Genomic DNA, 17,586 nt, shown 5'->3' on the forward strand with positions numbered 1-17,586 from the left:
CAACGCCGCGAATCACCCAGTCCCCAGCATTCACAGTCATCAGGCCTTCAAGGGTGTTGATCTTCAGCGCGGGCTAGTCGAAACCTTCAGGGTTCTGAGGCGAACAACTGCCCACTACTGTATCCATCAGGGCCGGCGTCTGACTGCCCTTGGCCCACTCGATAATCTTGCGATTGCCTTCCTGGGTGCCGTCGTACTGGGTGGCGTCGATCACTACAGGCTTTTTGCGATATTTCATGAGTTGCTCCTTATGATGTCGCGACACAATTTGATAATTCGCGAAACGTGTCGCGACCTACCCCGCCACCTCAAACACATGCCCACGCCGAGCCCAGGCATAAGCCACCACTCCGGCATGGATCATCACGGTGAACGGGCTCACGTAGTGCCCCTGGATCGCTGCTGCGAAATCCCCAAACGCACCGATGGCCACCAGGTAGAACGAGATGCTGAGCATCGGCTGCTCAATCGGCCTGACGCGGCGCAGGTAGTCAATCGAGGCGATCACCACCAACACACATAGAAAGGCGTCTACGCCTCCCAAGATAGGATTCATGATCAGGCACTCCCGGTTGCGCCGAAACGTCCCGCCAGCGCTTTCAGGCCGGGGATGATGTTCATCGCCAGCAGCCCGATCAGAAAGGCGACACCGTTTTGTGTGTCGCTATCTGGCGGAAGCCCGAACTGGTGAACAGCCAGGGGCGTGGTGAAAATCGCGGACAGGAAGCCCGTGGCCACCGCCCAGAATGCTTGCTTACGCGTCAGTCCCTGCAACAGGGTCAGCGATACGCAGGCGCCTGCGAAACCAGCCACAGCTACGCCGTACTTCGCAACAAGCGCAGCCGCAGCTGTAGATGCTGGTTCAGCCATTTGATACTCCGAATACGAAAAAGCCCCAGCGAATGCTGAGGCTCGAAATAGGTTTGCGGTCTCTCCCGCTGTCCGCCAAAGATCTTCACGACGCTGGCACCCTTCTGCACCAGTCTCGCCGATCCGTCTCGCACCACCCTGAAGCATGTACGGTCAGGGTGTGCGGGCTGCCGGTGTTGATTCCGCACGTCGCACTAACCGGCTATCGACGTCCAGGCCTTCCCGAAGGCTGCCCTGGCTGCAGTGAATGTTTTCTTTGGGCATAAAAAAACCCAGCTCGGGACCGGGTTTTCTTGGTCACTCCTACACACGCAGAAATGACAGGATGGAATTAATTTCGCTCATTCGCTCACTTATGTCAATAGGCAATCACGCAGCGTGCTCGATAAGCAGCCCTTCCGCCTCTAGGATATCGCCAGCGTGGGCCAACGCCTCGTTAACCAGATCACCTGCTGCCTTCTGAATCGACTGCCTCCAGCGGCGGCGAGTCGACTCCGGAGTACCGTCGTTGTCCCAGGTGTTCATGTCGTAGAAGCTGTCCTTCAGCACAATCATGTCCGCAGAGCGCGACTCATCCTTCTTGGCTTTGGCGTGACCAGCAGCAATCGCGGCATTGACCATCGACTCTCGACGCCAAGGTTTAGCATCGAGCGGGATCTCGACCGACACGGATTTGATTGACTTCGGCCTGGCACCAGCGAGTTGTGGGATTGCCCAGGCAGTGACTGCCTTGTACAGAAACAGCTTCGATACAGTTTTCGACACCTCGGGACTGACCGCCATCTGAAGCGCGGCAATTGCTTGCACCTTGCGCCCCCTGTGCGTGCTGTACTTGGCAACCAAAGCATCCCAGTGCTTCGGCTCCAGCCCGTGGTGCAGCCTGGCCGAAACCCAGCAATCCACCTGGGTGCGATCGATAGTCTCGGTGCCGCGGGAGCGAACCAGTGTCGCCAGATCGCCGCCCTCCTCCTCGTCGGAAGAGTTGTACAGCTTCTGCCATGCCTGCTTGCTGGTGTTGTCGATGGCTTCGGCGGCGAGGGCCGAAACAACTGCGTTCAGTACGCCTGGATAGATCATGCTGCCCCCTTCAAATCTCTGGTCTTTGCCCGATAATCGGCCTTGATGGTTTTCAATTCTTCAATGGTGTAGCGCTGGGGCTCATGCGGCCCTTCGAGCCAATCCACTTTGTCGGCACCGATACGCGTAACCAACTCGATGCGATAATTCACGATGTCGCCGGACTTGTGGTTGTTGCACGGGGCGCACTGCTTGTGGACGTTCAGCGGCTCGAACCGCAGCTCTGGATTCGCTCCCACGGTGCGGTAGTGCCCGGCGTGGTACTGGCCTTCGTGATGCCGGCCGCAACTCACGCATGGCAGGGCTGCATCACGCGCCCTCACCCATTCGTTGAACACGGCCTGCGTTTCCTTTAGGTACTGCGCCCGGCTCTTGAGCTTTACCCGCTTCTCGCGGATCTCTGCCCGCTCCTGGCGCGCCAGTGATTTACGGGCCTTCTCCTTGTTGGCGTTGGTGATCGCAATGGCGCACGGGACGCCACAAGCGGCCTGCAATTCTCTAACCGGAACAAACTCGGTCCGGCATTCGGCGTTTTTGCACTTCTTCTTTCGGAACACTCGCGGGGACTTAGCGAAACCCGATTTCTTGATCAAGCGGCCGCCTCCCACTGTTCAGGCATCTGCCCTTTCGGCTCACTCCAGGTGACGCCCTTCTCGGCGCCGAAGACGTACATGCACTCGATCACGTCGCCCAACTCCTGGACGCTCATGCGCTTGGTGCTGACGCCGAGCATGACTACGCCGCCGTTGACGCCCTGGGCCATGCGGATCTCTTGCCGTGCTGCTGCCGTCATCAGCGCCTTCCAATCCTCGCTGTCGAGACGCTGCATCAGGCCGTTGACCGGCCATTCCACCTGGCGTGAGATGTCGCCGAGCATCGCCCAGAGCTTGGCGTTCTGCTCCAGCGTGCGACGCGACTTCACCGGCCGGACTATGATCTCGACGGCGCCGGCGGTGGAAAGCTCGGTAGCGAACAGATACGCGACCTTGAACACTTCACGAATGCGGCTTGAACCGGCAGACCAGAAATGGCGTGGTTTGTGGATTAAGCTACCCATGGGATGCCTCCTTGCGTTGCGCCGCAGCGATGACTGTCCGTATCCGGCGCTTACGCAGATACGTGTCGACCCGATCAGCCTGGACCTTCTTGATTCGCTGGTGGTCCTGCCGAGCCTTCGCCGCATCGACGATCTGGCGAACTTCAGCCAGTTTCTCGCGCAGATGTGGTGACGGTTCCGCGGTGGAACCGGTCAGCAGACCGGCAATGGCCTGGCCATCGGTGGTGATCGGTGCGATGCGTAGGTCGACCAGGTGCTGGGTGCCGGCCTGTTGGGTGATCAGCTGCATGCGGACTGCCGACTCAATCGCCATAACCCGGCGCGCCGGATCGAACCCGAGGGAAACGCTCCAGGTCGTTGGGACTGCTTCAGCACGTGCGGCGGCCACCAGTCGCTCATAGGCACTCATGAACGCCATACGAGCACCGACCTTGTCGCCAAGCCGCAGGATCGGTGAGGCGGCGGTCATGGCTTGCTGAATTTCAGCGGTCATCACCACGGTTTCGATCTCGTCGCCAGCGGTGAGCGCGATGGCCCATGCCTCGTCCTTGCCTGGGCGCCCGTCCTTGAGCTGGACGCGCGACAGGATGTCAGCCATTGCCAGTCTGCCTTTCACCTCATTGCGGCAGGACTTCAATGCATCACGAACGATCGCGACCGGATAAACAGAAAGGTCCTCGGCCATCAGGGCGGCGGTGCCGGGGCTGATCTCCTGCCCCATTGCTTCGGCGGTGGCGCAGATGGCAGCGGCCAAGCCCGCAACCTGGGTATCGGTCATTTCAGAGGTATTCATTGCGCTCTCCCGCCTGGCGCTTGGCCAGGACCATTTGAGCCGCTTGCTCGGCGGCGGACAGGTTGGCCTCGGTGCGTTCCTGCTGGCGGGCGGTGGTCCCGTTGATGCGCTGACCAGTCACCCACTGGGTGTGGTAACTCTCGGCGTTGGCCAGCAGCTCGTTGAGGCTGTGGCACTTGCGCAGGACAGCAGCGTCACTGGTTTTCAGGTAGTGCGCTGCGACGTGGTGAGCGACGTCAGCGCCAAGGCGGTCAACGAGTTGGCCGAGCTGACCACCGACCTTGGCGTTCCACACCGGCCAGGTGCTGTAGCGCTTGCGGTAGGCCATCGCGTAGTTGGCCCAGGCCTTGAAGGTTTTGCAGGCCTGGTCTTTCGGCCCTGGCATGTCGGCTGGAATTTCAACCCGTGGAGCTTCGGTGCGATCAACCACCAGCACCACCCCGCCGGACCGGGTCGGCTTGTCCGAACCGCTGTCCTGCAAATCCTGATTACTGGTGTCCTGATTGGTAACCTGATTATTGGTACCCTGATTTGTCGGAGATTTTTCCGACCTTGGCTCGGATTTTTTTCCGACCCTGCTCGGAGATTTATCCGAGGTGGATCGGATTTTTTTCCGACCATCGAGTGCATCAGAGGTCGGATATTTTTCCGACCCATCCAGTTTACGGTTCCACTCTTTGGCTTTCTCGGTCAGGCGAATCAGGGTGATGCTGGACGTGCTTGAAAGCTCGATCAGGCCCGAATCTTTCAGTGCTTTCAGAAGGCGATACGCGGTGTCCGGTTTATCGGTGAGCAGTGGCAGCTCGTCAACGATCTTGCTCTTGCTCAAAGCGAAGTAGATCCCGGTGTCCGTCTTGATTGGATTGGCCCAGCTCGGGCACTCATAGACGAAGGCAAACAGCAGGGCTTGCTGTGCGTTCAAGCCCCACTCCAATGCCTTCGCCTGATTGATCGTGACGGTGTATTGCATGTCAGGCTTTCCCGGCCAATGAGGCCAGCTCAAGGAAACGATCGACGTACCAGTGAGGCTGTGTCTCGCGGGGGCATTGCGGGCTGGTGAGGTTCTTTCCGTACTTGAGGCCCTTTTCAGTCACTGACCAGAAGTCGACGATCTCCAGTCTGGAATTTTTGCGCTTTTGCTGCTTGAGATAGCCATGCTTCGCCAAGAGGCGATTGAAGGCAGCCGCGGTGCTGGCAATGCCATGATCTTTGATCAGCGCGGTGACAGCCTTGGTCGGCATGGAGCTGCTACCCGTGGCATCTGGTGCAGCATCCACGGCGTAGCCCGGGAGGAATTTCGGGTTGAGTCCATTGTTCTCGGCGATCTTAGTGAGCATGGCCATCTGGCAGGACGCGGCAGGCTTCAGCAGGCGCGTGAAGCACTCCATGATGGCGATCTCTCCGACGACTTTGGTGCCGTTGGCGATGACATGCTCGCGGGCGCCCTGCTGCTGTTCCAGCTCCCGCCACCGGCGAATCACCTTCATGCGCATTGGTGCGCTGTAGCCAGTGAGTAGGCAGTCGGTGTGTTCGCGGTCGAGCATGTACTCGACCTGTTCGCGGTTTTGTCCATCCAGGTAGATGTGCTCAAAATTGAGTACATCTACCTTCAGCTCTTTCAGCATTGCAACGATGTCGCGCTTCACGTTGGCGTGACGCTTTCCGGTGACGTTTGCGATCTCGCGGGAGGACATAGTGGTACGCGACACGTTTTGCGAATTTTGAAAACGTGTCGCGACATGGATCGGGGTATTGCTTGGAATGGGTTGGCTCTGCATAATCGGCCCTCTCTAGTTTTGCGAATCAGCCGACCTCTCCGTCGGCTTTTTTGTGTCTGGGATTTGGGTACTGGATGAATCAACAGCGACTTTGGGTTTCTATCTGTGCAGGCCGTCAAAGCTGACAATGGCTGCATGGATCGGAGGGGAAACTCGTCAGGCAGCGCTTTCTGCTGCGATAGCTGCAAGCTTCGGGAAAAAAGAGAACGCCGAAACCCGGCCGCTAGTGGCCTTGTGGAGCTTTGCTGCGACGTCTTCTGAGGGCTTTCGATGGCCGCCAGCAATGAGCCAGAGGTAGCCAACGGAAATTCCCGACTCATCGGCAACCCGCTGGCGCTCATCAGTGCAGGCATTGGTTAGCCATGCCTGCATATCGGGAATGGGGGTTTTCATCTTCATTACCTTGTTTAGAGATAAATTCAATTTATCTCATTGATAATTTCAAGGCAAGAATCAATTGATCATGGAGATTATTTATCAATTAGATAAAAGAGGCGATCATCCTCGGATGGATACCAACAGCATTCGCAGAGAAAACCTTCGAGCCCTCGCGGCTCGCTATCAAACACAAGCCGAGTTCGCTACGGCCTGCGGAACAGCGCCCTCTGTTATCAGCCTGATCGTTTCGCCAAATCCGAAGCGAAACCTTGGTCATCAGCTGGCCAGGAAGATTGAGGCTGCCCAAGGGCTTCCTTCGGGCTGGCTTGATATTCCTCAGTCGTCGGCTATCGAAGCCACTCCGGATACGGTCAGGATTACTGAATCCAACGCGACCCTACTTGGCGCCATAGATGCTTGGGACGAAAAAACGCCCCTTGGCGATGACGAAGTTGAGGTCCCGTTTTTGCGTGAGGTCGAACTATCTGCCGGATCGGGTCGCTTCGCTATCGAAGAGGACGGGGGCGAGAGCTTGCGCTTTCGAAAGAAGAATCTGCGCGAGAATAACGTTCAGTTTGACAAGGCCAAATGCGTGACCGTCCGGGGAAACAGCATGCTGCCGGTGCTTCGCGACGGCGCAACTGTTGGCGTCAACCTCGGCAAAACCGGATTGAGCGACGTAATCGACGGCGATTTGTATGCGCTCAACCATAATGGCCAGCTGAGGGTTAAGCAGCTGTACCGCCTTCCGGCAGGTCTTCGGCTGCGCAGCTTTAACCGCGACGACCATCCCGACGAGGACTACACCTTCCAGCAAATGCAGGATGAGCAAATGCACATCCTTGGGCATGTGTTCTGGTGGGCGATGTACGCCAGGTAGCCGACCCGGGAAAGCAAGAGATCTAGGATCTTGATCTACTTATTTTGGTCTTGGACCGCATAGCACAGGGAAGTCAGGTACATGCCTGAAATCATCAATGCCATTGAGATAGTGCGACAAAGCCATCAAGGCTACTCAATAAAGCCCTTTATCGTTCGTGCCGATGATGGGCATTCTTATTTTGTGAAAGGCCTAGCGAAATCCGGCGGCCCTGCCCTCATTTCAGAGGTTCTCGGCGCCGAGCTTGGCAGAAGCCTTGAGCTCCCAATTCCAACATGGCGACTTATGCATGTGCCTCCCGAGCTCATTGCCTTCAGCGCTATACCCAATGTTGGAGACCTAGGTGGAGGACTTGCGTTCGCATCCAGGGCGGTAGAAAACGCCTCCGACTTCACTCTGAGCAACATAAACACCACCTCGGCCGAACTGAAGCGAAGAGTTCTACTCTTCGATTGGTGGGTTCGGAACGAGGATCGCTGCCTGGGCCCCATGGGCGGAAACGTGAATCTAATCCTGGATGCTCAGGGCTCGCTGAACGTCATAGATCACAACCTGGCGTTTGACAGAACTTTCAATTGCGATGACTTTATAGAAAGCCATGTATTCCGAGATAGCCGTGCGGGTTTCAGGGATTACGTCACCCGTCAGGAATACTCGCAAATGCTTAACGAGGGGGTCTTGAACTGGGGTACGATCACTGCCCTTTTGCCAGATGACTGGATCTACCGAGACAGCGACCACATTGACGAGACCGAGCCTACATTGGCTGACCGTCTAGAAATTCTAGAAGTGTTCAGGGAAGAGCGGTTCTGGGGACCCCTATGAAATACATCTGCAACTACTCAATTCTCAGGTTCTTGCCTTACCCTGAAACAGGTGAGTTCGTAAATATTGGTATCGTGTTGATCGCCAATAATGGCGACTTTCGCTTCAAAATCGAGCAGAAACGGCAACGCGTTACAAATTTCTTCCCAAGCCTCGACTCTAAGATTTTTCAGAGGGCTCGCCGCGAGATGAACGCAGAGCTTGCAAGGCTCAGCGGATTTTTCACACAAAATCGTGGCGACCTTGGAGCTTTGTTAAACACTTTCAAGCATCTCATCCATCCGCGAGAAACGATGATGCGATTCAGCGATCCAGGAACGATGGCAACTGATGATGCTGACGTTGCGCTGAAGGCTTTGTTTGACCACTACGTCAATCATAGCTTCGCTACCAAGGAGTATCAGGAAACAGCTCTTGAGAAGCAGCTTGGCAAGCTTTTGGCAGACTCCCATCTGCGGCAGCGCTACAGCGAAAGGAAATTAGGTACCTCCGATTACCCAGTAAAATTTCCATTTGTACTCTGCGAGGGGCAGATGCCAGTCCAGGCTATCAAGCCAATCCATCTAGGCCACGATGAGCCTTCAAAAATCTTGGAGCATGGCGATGCATGGATTTCCAAAGTTAGACGGCTGAGTGGAGCGCATCAGCTCGCAGAGGACACCTTGTTCGTTGCGGGACCGCCAGAATCTGGAAAACCAAAATTGCTGAAGGCTTACAGAGAAATATCTGAAGAGCTTCAGTCCTTTGAGGGGGTCCGCGTAATCAGCTATGCCGAAGATAGAGGCGAGCTTTTGAAGCAGATAAAGCAAGGTATACCTACAACACTGCAGTAAAAAAGCCCGGCCCAGCGCCGGGCTTTTCGTATCCGCCCTCCCCGGCTAATCTGTCTAGAACGCCCAGAGGATCGATCTATGGTTTCTGACAAACTCACCCTGTCGCTGCTCTCTCGAATGGCAGATGTCCAACTGGCACTGGCCACGGGCATGAAGGGGGTTACCCCTGCGACTCAGGCATACCCTGAGCAAGCATTGCTACGCATTTCTCACGCCCTTGAGATTGTGGAGGCTGCAGTAGTCGATATCGAGCAGATCCGCGCAGCAAGCAATTCAAGCGCTTATGCCAAGCTGCACTGAGTCCGATCGGGCGCTATCACCCCTTCCAGGCCCGTTGAATGAGGGCTTTTTGTTGCCCGCCTATCCTCCCTTGCTTGCCAATCGCCAGGCCATCCATATATTGGATATTCAACCAGTATATGCGAGCACACCCCATGGCCAAGAAAGCCGCCGCACCAAAACCACCCTCCTCCTACGAGCTGCTCGGCACTCGCATTCAGAAGATCATCAACTCAACTGGCGCGCAAACCTCGAAGCGAGCCCTCATCTACAAAGCTCCAGACGAATCACCGGATGACTGGGCGCAGCTGCTCGAGGATATCGCCGAAGCGGACAACGTGACCGTGACGCATCAGGATGGTGGTGGAGTGCAGATTTCTTGGGTTGTACCGAAGGAAGATTGACCAAAGCTGAATGAACGAAGCCCGCCGAGCGCGGGCTTTTTTGTGCCCGGTGATAACCAGAGATCAATTAAAATTAATCAAATCGAGATAAATTTATCAAAATGATATTGACTGAAATTTATCGTAGAGATAAATTTACATCCATCGCAGCGATACACATCCACTGCGAAGGGCCTGAAGAGACCCGTCGCTCTTTAAAAATTCAAAACACGATCCCGCTGCGGAAATAACAGCGGGGCCTCCTGTCCGGCAAGGACAGGGAGGGTCGATGCAAAGGCTCTCAACAAAACCTAACGATTGGCCGCTACGCCTCTGCTGGAGACCGGCGATCCGATCTGACCTACCGCCCCGGGAGTGACTGGGGTGCAGGAAAGAAACGCAGGGAGAACCTGCGGCGGACGAGGGATACCGAACTGGCGAATGACCCAGATATGCGTAGCGAGACAGATTTAAGAATTAGCGCTCCGAGCCTCGGCTATGAGGAGCGCCGGACCTCATGCGGTGTGCCGTATCAACTCACCCAGGCACAGGGCTGTACGCCGCATGTTGTAGATACCCAATGACCGCGCCAGCAACGCTGATCGAGCTGGGGCGAACAGGGAAGCCCAACGCCGCACCTATGTACCGAAACCTGCAATCAGCAAGCGGGGATTAGGCCTCAAGCAGCACCACATCGCTGACGAAGTAATCCCGGCCTGTCGCCAGTAGCGAGGCCGGGGGCTTTACACACAGTTTCACCACTGCACCTGGTCTGCCGGGTGCAGCGGGAAACCAACCGGGAGTCACGACGATGGAAGCAACAATCATCAATGGCGCATGGAAGGGCCACCTCGGTCGCGGGCTTGCGCCGCGAGAGCTTCAGTTCCTTCTCTGGATTGCCCAGGGATTCACCTCGAAAGAGATCGCCAGAGAGGCAGGCATCGAAGCCGGCACCGTCAAAAAGCGCCTTACCAATGCGATGTTTAAGCTCGGCGTCACGCGCCGCACCGCCCTGGTGGCTGAGGCCATGAAGCGCCAGATCATCACACCGATGTGCTTTGTCCTGGCGGCGCTGGTCGCCATCCACTCAATGCTTGATGACGAATTGATGCGTCGTGATCGCCGAGTGCCTGATCGTCGTACAGCTCAAGTCCGGATGGTACGGCGGGCCGAGTGCCCTGCCCTGACCGTATGACCGAAACACAGATTTCACTGGCTGGCCTTGGTGGCAGGGCCAGACGGGAAATCAACGAACATGCACGGAGCACCAAATGAGCGAGCAAACACTTCAAGCGCTGCTGGCTGAGCGCATCGAAACCTTCGCCGCAAGCGACCGCCCACGCGAAATCATCGACGCAAATGTCGAGAAGATGTTCAAGGATCTGGCCGAAGACGCTTTCCGCAGCTACGGCGATATGGGCAAGGCGGTGAAAGAGGCCTTCAAGGCAGCAATGCCAGCGAACATCAGCAATATGTTCGAGCTGACTCGCTACAACCATTTGATTGGCAACGCTCTGCGTGAGCGCTGGCTGTCCAGTGGCATCGAAGGTGACATGCTGCGCCGGGCCAACGAGGCGATGGATGAGGTACTGGCAGATGGCGCGGTGCCCGCCCAGGTTTCGCTTAGGGCGCTGATCGAGCAGTTCATCGACGACAACAAGGAGGATGCTCACAGCAGCGGCTGGGAGCATCCAGAAGTTCGCTTCGAACAAGACGGCTCATTTCTGCACGTCTACTTCGATCCGGAGCCGGAAAGCGAATACCGGTCCGGCGGATTTTCTCACCGGTCTGAGCGCAGCGTGTATCAGTTGAAAAACGCTGTGCACATCCACTTCCACGATAAGACCAAGAACGAGAAAGGCGAGAACGTCGGTCGCGTTTACTCAGCAAAGCTCGACGGCGACGTCATTGGCAAACAGCTCAGTATTCGCAAAGGCTGGGAACGACTCGTGGCCGGCCTGTACTACGGTGCCGCAACCATCGTTGTGGACTGCGAAGAAGACGACTTCAGCTACGAGCTTTACGACTGACCAACCAGCATCACATCAACCTGACGATAACTACCCTCGTGACCGGCGCCAGTCGTCGGCAGAGGGAGGGCCTCCCCAGCACCCATTGCTATGCTTCCAGTTCAATACATGGAGGTGTTTATGGCTGACGAATCTAGAACGAGTATAAATATTAGCGCGACGATCCCGAGCAAAGTTTTTCATGCCCAGCCTAGAGATCCTAATTTTGGCAAGGATGAAGTGATGACGTTCAACGCTGTAGCCGGCGAGCTATCAAGTCTACGCGCTACTTATGACGTCAGGCATACAGATGGCTCGGTGAGCGCCTATATCGAAGGTGGCCCCGCTTCGCTTTTCAACGGAGTGAATGCAATTCCTCTTACAACAACATTCAACGGCGTGACTTTGACGGAGTCGCCTCAGGAAGTTGTCGATGATGTTTCATCGGCTCCGGGCGCCCGGGCTGATTTGGTTATAACTGCCGCAAAACCTTCTGACACACAGAATGGGCTGTATGCCGCAAATTTTACGGTAGTTTTTGATGCAGTCCCCCGCGTAATGACTGAGATTACAGTTAACACCCTCATATCTCGTGCTGATGGACTTGATTTGTCGAACGACGTAGCTATCGACGGCTCCGCCACGCTAGAAGTGAAATATCTCTAAATCGATGACTATTTAGAGCGCGCAAGCCCCCCATAAGCCGGCGAATCTTCCGCCAAATAAAAACCCCATTGATAACTAGGTCCTTGGGGTTTTTCTTCGCCTTCCTCATGCCAAAACCGCAGCAATGTCTATCGCTGCATGAACAACCAGCGCCACGTCAGCCTGACGATAACTGCCCGAGCTCTTGGTACTCCCCAGCACCAGGTCGCATCGGAGTGTGATCTGGTCCAGACCCATTTTGCTCGGCCTATGTCGGTGCATCGCCTCACAGCGGCGGCCAGATCACACCCCAATGCGGACGAATCCCCGGCTTATACCGGCCACCTGCATCAACCCAACTACCGAGGAATGCTCGGTAGTTCAACTCAGCACGGAGGATTGGCAATGAAATAGCCCATGACAAAGCGCCTTTCCAACGAAGGCACCAGCGCTCACATAGGGAGGTCTGTGTGGCGCACAGCAAAAGCCCGGGATTCCTCGGGCTTTTCATCTACACCCTCCGACACCACCCGCATGCGACTTCCCACGGCGCCCTCCGGCTGCTGGCCGTACTGTGAGGTCGCAGCCGAGTTTTGTTGGATCAACAAATGGAGCAAGTCATGAGTTTCTACGAGGACAACGTGGCCGACGGCAGCCACTGCGGTAGCTGCTGCCAGTTCATTGGCGCTGATGTTGGGTATGCGCGCTTCTGCAAGTCGTGCGAAGCAGATCACGCACCGAAGAAGCTCAAGCCTTTGGTGTCGACCGACATGAAGCCGGTCGGCGGCCTGACTAAAAGTCAGCGTCGACGTCAGCAAAAGAAGCGCGCCAAGGCCAGGGCGGCCAACGCAGTCAAATAACCCCAAACACTGGATACCGCCATGAGCGATTGGATCAAATGCAGCGACCTGCTGCCGGCTTGTAATCACGAGTGCACCAGCGACGAAACAATGGTTTCGCGGACGGTTCTCGTCACCGATAGCCGCGAACTGCAATCGCTTGGCATAGCTCATATGCGCCTTGATCGCACCTGGAAGCTATACGGAGGTGATTACGACTTCATGCATCCGACCGAGATCACCCACTGGCAGCCACTCCCTGCCCCGCCCGCCGAATAATCCCCGCCACTTTGGAGCCGATCATGTCAGCACTACGCAAGCCAATCCCCGAAGACGACTTTCTCGAAACTCAGGCTGGTCAGGATTGGCTGGCTGAGTCTGTGGATGACCTGTTGAGTCGGCACGATGTGGAGGCGCCAAGCCCGGTTGGCCGAAGCGTTGTTCTGGTAAATGCCGACCACTTGCCTGAGGCCCTGGCAGATCACATGGCCACGCAACCTGATCCAGACCATTGCATCGAGAAGATCTTGATCGAGCTGGTCGGGCGAGCGGACGACAGCTTGTTGTATCGCTGGGCGGTCCGCGCAGTTGGCGGCGACCCGCTCACTGTCCGCGCCATGGCAGTCGATTTGATCGCGGTGCATGCCAACGAGTACCGCGATGCAAAACGTGAGAGCGATCGCGTGGAGCAGGAGTGCGGGTTTTGAGCCCTCACATTCTCATCGACCAAGCCCTCGATGGTGTGGCCGAGCCAGTTGGCCAGGAGGACATCAGCCTCCTGGTCCAATCGCTCATCACTCGCCTGTTCACCGACGGGGCGATCACCACCGAAGAGTTCAACCACTACTGCAAGCGGCTGCGGGAAATCTGCCAGCGGCGCAAGGAGGAATGATGACCACATCACCTGTCAAAACGCTGATCGACGAGCAGCTCGAGGACATCAGCGCTCACAACTTGCGCGAAGCCTATGGCTTGGCCGAACGACGCGGCTTCTTCGGTGCGCCAGTCGAGCAGTACGCCGAACCTGGTTATGGCGGTCGCGTCCTGCAGGTGCTGCGCTACCGAGTTGCTCAACTGGAGCGTGAGCAATGAGCGGCCACGGCGCACATCTGCGCGGCCAGAATCTGGCGAAGCGCTGCGCGAAGCTTCGACGTGAAGGCCTGCCACTGACTGAGGTCGCTCAGATCGCCGGCGTCACTCGAGAACAGGTCGCGGCCAAGATCAAGCTGGGCGAGCGCCTTCTATCTCTGACTGAGCCTGCATGACGATCCGCCAGCGTATTCGTCGGGTCTTCTTTTGGCGAAGCTCGTTCACAGCTCACACCCTCTGCACTGCCGCGATGTTGCTTACCACCTTCGCAAATCGCGCAACCCAATAACCATATCTTTCAAGGCTGCGCGTGGCGCGGCGAGGATTCCCCGTGCCTCAAGTACGCAAACTCGACCAGGACATTGAGCCTATCGAGGCGACCGTGGTCACCACCATCGACCAGCACCGGCCGCCCACAAAGACAACTGAGGTTGCAGCCCAGACCAATGACGCTGCCAGCATCATGTCCGTGATCATGCAGGTCGCGGCCACTCCGAACGTCGACGTCGGCAACATGGAACGACTGATGCAGATGCACGAGCGTCACGTCGACCGACAGGCCTCGGCGGCATTCAGTGTCGCTATGGTGAATGCGCAGAAGCGAATCAAGCCGGTGACGCGCAAAGCGCTCAACAAACACACCGCCAGCACTTACGCCAGGCTCGAAGACATCGACCGGGAGATCAGCCCGATCTTCACCGAGGAAGGTTTCTCGCTGTCCTTCGGTACCGCTGATTCCCGTCTGCCTGGCCATCTCCGCATCACCTGCGACTGCATGCACTCCGGAGGCCATACGAAGCTTTACCAGCTCGACCTGCCGATCGATGCCGCTGGCTCTGGCGGGAAGACAAACAAAACCGGCGTGCAGGCGAATGGCTCGACGATCAGCTACGGCCGGCGATACCTGACCCAGATGATTTTCAACGTCACCACGACCGATGACGACGATGACGGGATTTCGGGAGCTCCAGCCGCAGAAGTCTCGCCGCCAGAGCCTGAAGCCCTCCCCCCGTATCCATCCGAAAAGTTCACCGAGAACTTCCCCAAGTGGGTCGCCATGATTCTGAGCGGACAAAAAACAGCTGACCACATCGTCGTGATGCTCGGGCTTAAGGCATCTCTAACCGAGCACCAGAAAAAAACCATCCTCGCAATCATCGCGCCGTCACAAGAAGGAGACGCATCTTGAAAATTCATTCGGTAATCCAAGGCTCAGAAGCCTGGCATGCGCTCCGCGCCAACTACTTCACCGCCTCCGAGGCGCCGGCGATGATGGGTGCTTCGAAACAGATGAAGCGCACCGAACTACTTCACGCCAAGAAGACCGGCCTCGATCGCGATGTGTCGTGGTGGGTGCAGAAATACCTGTTCGATAAAGGTCACGAAGCTGAGGCCCTGGCTCGGCCAATTCTAGAAACGCGGATCGGCGAAGACCTGTTCCCTGTTGTCGGTACCGAGGGCGACCTGCTCGCCTCGCTCGACGGCTGCACCATGCTCGGCGAAACGTTGTTCGAGCACAAAATGTGGAACGAGCAGCTTGCCGCTGACGTGCTGGCCGGCACTCTGGATCCGCACTACTACTGGCAACTCGAGCAGCAACTGCTGGTGAGCGGCGCGGAGAAAGTGATCTTCGTTTGTTCCGACGGCACAGAGAACAATTTCGTTTCGATGGAATACACGCCGGTACCGGGCCGCGCTGCAACACTCGTTGCCGGGTGGAAGCAGTTCCAAGCCGATCTACTCGACTTCACACCTGCCGAGGTTCTTCCTGAGGCCGTCGGCAAGACACCGGAAAGCCTACCGGCGCTACGCATCGAAGTAACCGGCATGGTCACTGCCAGCAACCTGGAGCAGTTCAAGGCTCACTCGCTGGCTGTGTTCGACTCGATCAATACCGAGCTTGAAACCGACCAGCACTTTGCCGATGCCGAGAAGACGGTCAAGTGGTGTGGCGATGTAGAAGAACGCCTGGCAGCAGCCAAGCAACACGCGCTGAGCCAGACCGAAAGTATCGACGCACTCTTCCGCACTATCGACGAGATCAGCGCCGAAGCACGCACCAAGCGCCTGATGCTCGACAAGCTGGTGAAAGCTCGCAAGGTCAGCATCCGCGAAGACATCGTCATGAGTGCAGCCAAAGCGCTGCAAACCCACATCGACCAGATCAACACGTCGCTGGGTGGCAAGGCTCGCATGCCAGCGGTACCCGCGGACTTCGCCGGCGCCATCAAGGGCAAGAAGTCCATCAGCAGCCTGCGCGATGCCGCCGACTCCGAGCTGGCCCGGGCAAAGATCGCAGCCAGCCAAATCGGCGACAGCATTCGCGCCAACCTGGCCAGCTTGGTCGAGCTCGCCGCCGATTACGTGTTCCTGTTCAACGACATCCAGCAGCTGGTCCTCAAGGCCAATGACGACCTGGTCGCGCTGATCAAGGTGCGAATCTCGGAGAATCAGAAAGCCGAGGCCGACAAAGAAGATGCACAGCGCGAGCGGATCCGTAAGGAAGAGTTGCAGCGGATTGCGGATGAAGCGAAACCGGTCATCGAGCCAGTACCCGCACAACCAGCACCGACGCCCTCCCCGGTGAGATCCGCTCCAGCGGTTGCAGCGATGGCAAAGCCCGTCGCGACGATAGCAAAGCCGGTGACCTACCGCGCGGAAGTTACGGACCTGGAAGCACTGGTGCACGCCGTCGCTGGTGGCCTCGCGCCGCTCAGCGTACTGACCGTGAAATGGGATGCGCTGGACGCCCTGGTTGCTCAGCAAGGTTCGCTCTTTAGCATGGCAGGCGTAACCCTGGTGAACGCTGCGGCATGAGCAAGATCAAGCGAGTAGTAAATCAACGACGCCGGCAATCCTGGTTGGGCCTGCCGGCCAGCGGAATCGAAGAGGTAGGCCATGGCGATGGATGGAAGGACGCGATCTGCCAAGGCGGCGCAGAAGCGGCTGGCAAAGCAGGAAGTGGAACTGCGCCACAAAGTGCGCCACGGCATCACGCAGATGCTGGCCGATCTGATGCGCTGGAACGAGATCGACGAAGCTGGCGAGGCGTTGCAACTGCTGATCTTGAATGCTGACCCAGTTGCAGCTCTATCGCAGGCCGCCGCTGACCTTCCTTCGTCGCCACCTGGATTGATCCGGCATCACGTCAGGCCTGGAGCTCTCAAGCGGCTGAATGAGGTTGCCGAGAGCCTACATGGGGCCAGCCAGAAGCATGTGATCGAGTTGCTGATTCTGTGCGCGCATGCGGCCGGGCCAGCCGGTTCCGCCAAGTATTTGCGCGTCCCGCGACACGAAATCACAATCAGCGAAAACGTGTCGCGAAATTTGGAGCTCGCCTACAGACACGAAGAGTTACGCGGTTGCATTGATGACAGCTGACGGTTATTTGGCATCAACTGGAGCGGGCGCCTCAACCACAGTTTGTAAGACTGTGGTGAATATTTTGTAGCTGTAGTGATTATCTTGCGGATCGACGAGAATCGATCCATCGCCGCCGAAAATCGCTCCATCACGACGGACGCTAAATCGACCCAACTCCGATTTTGAGCCTCCGATTTGGCGCAAGAACAATACAGCTTCTGCAAGCCCAGCTTTATCCAGGGAAATTGGGCTGAGCTCGATGGAAAACTGCTTACCCAATACCTCCCCCTCGATGCTGCGCTCCTTCGCAGCTACAGCAGTCATACCTGCGAAACTGTTCATCGACAAATCTTGCCAATGCTCGACGAGGCCGAGGAACTCCGAAGAAGCACGAGTCCAGTCCCTTTTGACTGTGGCGATGTAACTGAGGAAATCGTTTGGGTCTCGCGTGAAGTCCATTGCAAATGCTCCTTTTAAGTCCATTGATG

The 17,586-nt window shown here is 56.9% G+C and carries 26 protein-coding genes and 2 pseudogenes; 17 read left to right on the forward strand and 11 right to left on the reverse strand.

Annotation, left to right across the window (positions count from 1 at the left end; translation table 11 throughout):
* Nucleotides 1–73 precede the first annotated feature (73 nt).
* The 10 genes from BK658_RS30110 to BK658_RS02450 form a co-directional block, all read right to left on the reverse strand.
* Nucleotides 74–238: a hypothetical protein gene (locus tag BK658_RS30110; protein ID WP_221178587.1), complete on the reverse strand. Its 165-nt coding sequence runs from the start codon at nt 236–238 to the stop codon at nt 74–76.
* A gap of 57 nt (nt 239–295) precedes the next feature.
* Entirely contained in the window at nt 296–556 is a 261-nt protein-coding gene (locus BK658_RS02405; protein ID WP_054597599.1) for a hypothetical protein, read from the reverse strand.
* 2 nt (nt 557–558) lie between these two features.
* On the reverse strand, nt 559–870 hold the full coding sequence (locus BK658_RS02410; protein WP_054597600.1) for a hypothetical protein: 312 nt from the start codon (nt 868–870) through the stop codon (nt 559–561).
* 369 nt (nt 871–1,239) lie between these two features.
* Nucleotides 1,240–1,947: a hypothetical protein gene (locus BK658_RS02415; RefSeq protein WP_123580864.1), complete on the reverse strand. Its 708-nt coding sequence runs from the start codon at nt 1,945–1,947 to the stop codon at nt 1,240–1,242.
* The gene (locus BK658_RS02420) at nt 1,944–2,540 is read right to left on the reverse strand and encodes a recombination protein NinG (RefSeq protein ID WP_259740038.1); all 597 of its coding nucleotides are present in this window, start codon (nt 2,538–2,540) and stop codon (nt 1,944–1,946) included. The genes BK658_RS02415 and BK658_RS02420 overlap by 4 nt, the downstream gene beginning before the upstream one ends.
* Nucleotides 2,537–3,004 (reverse strand): recombination protein NinB, encoded by a 468-nt coding sequence (locus BK658_RS02425; protein WP_123580866.1) that lies wholly within the window; start codon nt 3,002–3,004, stop codon nt 2,537–2,539. The genes BK658_RS02420 and BK658_RS02425 overlap by 4 nt, the downstream gene beginning before the upstream one ends.
* Nucleotides 2,997–3,797 carry a hypothetical protein gene (locus BK658_RS02430; protein ID WP_123580868.1) on the reverse strand — a complete coding sequence of 267 codons (801 nt, stop codon included), beginning with the start codon at nt 3,795–3,797 and terminating at the stop codon, nt 2,997–2,999. The genes BK658_RS02425 and BK658_RS02430 overlap by 8 nt, the downstream gene beginning before the upstream one ends.
* A complete protein-coding gene (locus BK658_RS02435; protein ID WP_123580870.1) occupies nt 3,784–4,767 on the reverse strand; it encodes a phage replication protein in 984 nt (327 codons plus the stop codon). Before BK658_RS02435 ends, BK658_RS02430 begins: the two co-directional genes overlap by 14 nt.
* Nucleotide 4,768: 1 nt before the next feature.
* Entirely contained in the window at nt 4,769–5,491 is a 723-nt protein-coding gene (locus BK658_RS02440; protein WP_123580963.1) for a Rha family transcriptional regulator, read from the reverse strand.
* 240 nt (nt 5,492–5,731) lie between these two features.
* Complete coding sequence (locus BK658_RS02450) at nt 5,732–5,968, reverse strand: hypothetical protein (protein WP_148049699.1); 237 nt, start codon at nt 5,966–5,968, stop codon at nt 5,732–5,734.
* A gap of 394 nt (nt 5,969–6,362) precedes the next feature.
* On the opposite strand from BK658_RS02450, the pseudogene BK658_RS02455 reads away from it, so the two are divergent.
* The 17 genes and pseudogenes from BK658_RS02455 to BK658_RS02530 all read left to right on the forward strand — a co-directional run.
* Nucleotides 6,363–6,833 (forward strand): annotated as a pseudogene (locus BK658_RS02455) (S24 family peptidase); the annotation flags it as partial.
* An 81-nt stretch (nt 6,834–6,914) separates the two neighbouring features.
* Nucleotides 6,915–7,658 carry a HipA family kinase gene (locus BK658_RS02460; RefSeq protein WP_123580874.1) on the forward strand — a complete coding sequence of 248 codons (744 nt, stop codon included), beginning with the start codon at nt 6,915–6,917 and terminating at the stop codon, nt 7,656–7,658.
* Nucleotides 7,655–8,491, forward strand: coding sequence for a DUF3037 domain-containing protein (locus tag BK658_RS02465; protein WP_123580876.1), 837 nt, complete (start codon nt 7,655–7,657; stop codon nt 8,489–8,491). The genes BK658_RS02460 and BK658_RS02465 overlap by 4 nt, the downstream gene beginning before the upstream one ends.
* 78 nt (nt 8,492–8,569) lie before the next feature.
* Entirely contained in the window at nt 8,570–8,791 is a 222-nt protein-coding gene (locus BK658_RS02470; protein ID WP_123580878.1) for a hypothetical protein, read from the forward strand.
* Nucleotides 8,792–8,925: 134 nt separating this feature from the next.
* Nucleotides 8,926–9,174: a DUF1654 domain-containing protein gene (locus BK658_RS02475; RefSeq protein ID WP_123580880.1), complete on the forward strand. Its 249-nt coding sequence runs from the start codon at nt 8,926–8,928 to the stop codon at nt 9,172–9,174.
* 790 nt (nt 9,175–9,964) lie between these two features.
* Nucleotides 9,965–10,348: a response regulator transcription factor gene (locus BK658_RS02480; protein ID WP_123580881.1), complete on the forward strand. Its 384-nt coding sequence runs from the start codon at nt 9,965–9,967 to the stop codon at nt 10,346–10,348.
* Nucleotides 10,349–10,424: 76 nt separating this feature from the next.
* Nucleotides 10,425–11,183, forward strand: a complete 759-nt coding sequence (locus BK658_RS02485; RefSeq protein ID WP_123580883.1) for a hypothetical protein — start codon at nt 10,425–10,427, stop codon at nt 11,181–11,183.
* A gap of 90 nt (nt 11,184–11,273) precedes the next feature.
* Nucleotides 11,274–11,720 (forward strand): annotated as a pseudogene (locus BK658_RS02490) (CS1 type fimbrial major subunit); the annotation flags it as partial.
* 707 nt (nt 11,721–12,427) lie between these two features.
* Nucleotides 12,428–12,667, forward strand: coding sequence for a hypothetical protein (locus tag BK658_RS02495; RefSeq protein WP_123580887.1), 240 nt, complete (start codon nt 12,428–12,430; stop codon nt 12,665–12,667).
* Nucleotides 12,668–12,688: 21 nt separating this feature from the next.
* Complete coding sequence (locus tag BK658_RS02500; protein ID WP_123580889.1) at nt 12,689–12,925, forward strand: DUF551 domain-containing protein; 237 nt, start codon at nt 12,689–12,691, stop codon at nt 12,923–12,925.
* A gap of 23 nt (nt 12,926–12,948) precedes the next feature.
* Nucleotides 12,949–13,353, forward strand: a complete 405-nt coding sequence (locus BK658_RS02505) for a hypothetical protein (protein WP_123580892.1) — start codon at nt 12,949–12,951, stop codon at nt 13,351–13,353.
* A complete protein-coding gene (locus tag BK658_RS02510) occupies nt 13,350–13,538 on the forward strand; it encodes a hypothetical protein (protein WP_123580894.1) in 189 nt (62 codons plus the stop codon). The genes BK658_RS02505 and BK658_RS02510 overlap by 4 nt, the downstream gene beginning before the upstream one ends.
* Complete coding sequence (locus BK658_RS02515) at nt 13,538–13,738, forward strand: hypothetical protein (protein WP_123580896.1); 201 nt, start codon at nt 13,538–13,540, stop codon at nt 13,736–13,738. Before BK658_RS02510 ends, BK658_RS02515 begins: the two co-directional genes overlap by 1 nt.
* Nucleotides 13,735–13,911 carry a hypothetical protein gene (locus BK658_RS29900; RefSeq protein WP_185019767.1) on the forward strand — a complete coding sequence of 59 codons (177 nt, stop codon included), beginning with the start codon at nt 13,735–13,737 and terminating at the stop codon, nt 13,909–13,911. The genes BK658_RS02515 and BK658_RS29900 overlap by 4 nt, the downstream gene beginning before the upstream one ends.
* Nucleotides 13,912–14,066: 155 nt before the next feature.
* Entirely contained in the window at nt 14,067–14,924 is an 858-nt protein-coding gene (locus BK658_RS02520; protein WP_259740040.1) for an ERF family protein, read from the forward strand.
* Nucleotides 14,921–16,552 carry a YqaJ viral recombinase family protein gene (locus BK658_RS02525; RefSeq protein ID WP_123580898.1) on the forward strand — a complete coding sequence of 544 codons (1,632 nt, stop codon included), beginning with the start codon at nt 14,921–14,923 and terminating at the stop codon, nt 16,550–16,552. The genes BK658_RS02520 and BK658_RS02525 overlap by 4 nt, the downstream gene beginning before the upstream one ends.
* A gap of 81 nt (nt 16,553–16,633) precedes the next feature.
* Nucleotides 16,634–17,116 (forward strand): hypothetical protein, encoded by a 483-nt coding sequence (locus BK658_RS02530; RefSeq protein WP_123580900.1) that lies wholly within the window; start codon nt 16,634–16,636, stop codon nt 17,114–17,116.
* Nucleotides 17,117–17,119: 3 nt separating this feature from the next.
* Here the strand turns inward: BK658_RS02530 and BK658_RS02535 are convergent, their stop codons facing one another.
* Entirely contained in the window at nt 17,120–17,557 is a 438-nt protein-coding gene (locus BK658_RS02535; RefSeq protein ID WP_123580902.1) for a hypothetical protein, read from the reverse strand.
* Nucleotides 17,558–17,586: the final 29 nt, after the last annotated feature.

The organism is Pseudomonas brassicacearum, from assembly GCF_003732175.1.
Taxonomy (GTDB): Bacteria; Pseudomonadota; Gammaproteobacteria; order Pseudomonadales; family Pseudomonadaceae; genus Aquipseudomonas; species Aquipseudomonas brassicacearum_G.

Excerpts from the sequence above, each read along its gene's own strand:
- BK658_RS30110 (WP_221178587.1), bottom strand. The coding sequence starts at position 238 with ATGAAATATCGCAAAAAGCCTGTAGTGATCGACGCCACCCAGTACGAC.
- BK658_RS02405 (WP_054597599.1), bottom strand. The coding sequence starts at position 556 with ATGAATCCTATCTTGGGAGGCGTAGACGCCTTTCTATGTGTGTTGGTG.
- BK658_RS02410 (WP_054597600.1), bottom strand. The coding sequence starts at position 870 with ATGGCTGAACCAGCATCTACAGCTGCGGCTGCGCTTGTTGCGAAGTAC.
- BK658_RS02415 (WP_123580864.1), bottom strand. The coding sequence starts at position 1,947 with ATGATCTATCCAGGCGTACTGAACGCAGTTGTTTCGGCCCTCGCCGCC.
- BK658_RS02425 (WP_123580866.1), bottom strand. The coding sequence starts at position 3,004 with ATGGGTAGCTTAATCCACAAACCACGCCATTTCTGGTCTGCCGGTTCA.
- BK658_RS02430 (WP_123580868.1), bottom strand. The coding sequence starts at position 3,797 with ATGAATACCTCTGAAATGACCGATACCCAGGTTGCGGGCTTGGCCGCT.
- BK658_RS02435 (WP_123580870.1), bottom strand. The coding sequence starts at position 4,767 with ATGCAATACACCGTCACGATCAATCAGGCGAAGGCATTGGAGTGGGGC.
- BK658_RS02440 (WP_123580963.1), bottom strand. The coding sequence starts at position 5,491 with ATGTCCTCCCGCGAGATCGCAAACGTCACCGGAAAGCGTCACGCCAAC.
- BK658_RS02450 (WP_148049699.1), bottom strand. The coding sequence starts at position 5,968 with ATGAAAACCCCCATTCCCGATATGCAGGCATGGCTAACCAATGCCTGC.
- BK658_RS02460 (WP_123580874.1), top strand. The coding sequence starts at position 6,915 with ATGCCTGAAATCATCAATGCCATTGAGATAGTGCGACAAAGCCATCAA.
- BK658_RS02465 (WP_123580876.1), top strand. The coding sequence starts at position 7,655 with ATGAAATACATCTGCAACTACTCAATTCTCAGGTTCTTGCCTTACCCT.
- BK658_RS02470 (WP_123580878.1), top strand. The coding sequence starts at position 8,570 with ATGGTTTCTGACAAACTCACCCTGTCGCTGCTCTCTCGAATGGCAGAT.
- BK658_RS02475 (WP_123580880.1), top strand. The coding sequence starts at position 8,926 with ATGGCCAAGAAAGCCGCCGCACCAAAACCACCCTCCTCCTACGAGCTG.
- BK658_RS02480 (WP_123580881.1), top strand. The coding sequence starts at position 9,965 with ATGGAAGCAACAATCATCAATGGCGCATGGAAGGGCCACCTCGGTCGC.
- BK658_RS02485 (WP_123580883.1), top strand. The coding sequence starts at position 10,425 with ATGAGCGAGCAAACACTTCAAGCGCTGCTGGCTGAGCGCATCGAAACC.
- BK658_RS02495 (WP_123580887.1), top strand. The coding sequence starts at position 12,428 with ATGAGTTTCTACGAGGACAACGTGGCCGACGGCAGCCACTGCGGTAGC.
- BK658_RS02500 (WP_123580889.1), top strand. The coding sequence starts at position 12,689 with ATGAGCGATTGGATCAAATGCAGCGACCTGCTGCCGGCTTGTAATCAC.
- BK658_RS02505 (WP_123580892.1), top strand. The coding sequence starts at position 12,949 with ATGTCAGCACTACGCAAGCCAATCCCCGAAGACGACTTTCTCGAAACT.
- BK658_RS02515 (WP_123580896.1), top strand. The coding sequence starts at position 13,538 with ATGACCACATCACCTGTCAAAACGCTGATCGACGAGCAGCTCGAGGAC.
- BK658_RS29900 (WP_185019767.1), top strand. The coding sequence starts at position 13,735 with ATGAGCGGCCACGGCGCACATCTGCGCGGCCAGAATCTGGCGAAGCGC.
- BK658_RS02530 (WP_123580900.1), top strand. The coding sequence starts at position 16,634 with ATGGCGATGGATGGAAGGACGCGATCTGCCAAGGCGGCGCAGAAGCGG.
- BK658_RS02535 (WP_123580902.1), bottom strand. The coding sequence starts at position 17,557 with ATGGACTTCACGCGAGACCCAAACGATTTCCTCAGTTACATCGCCACA.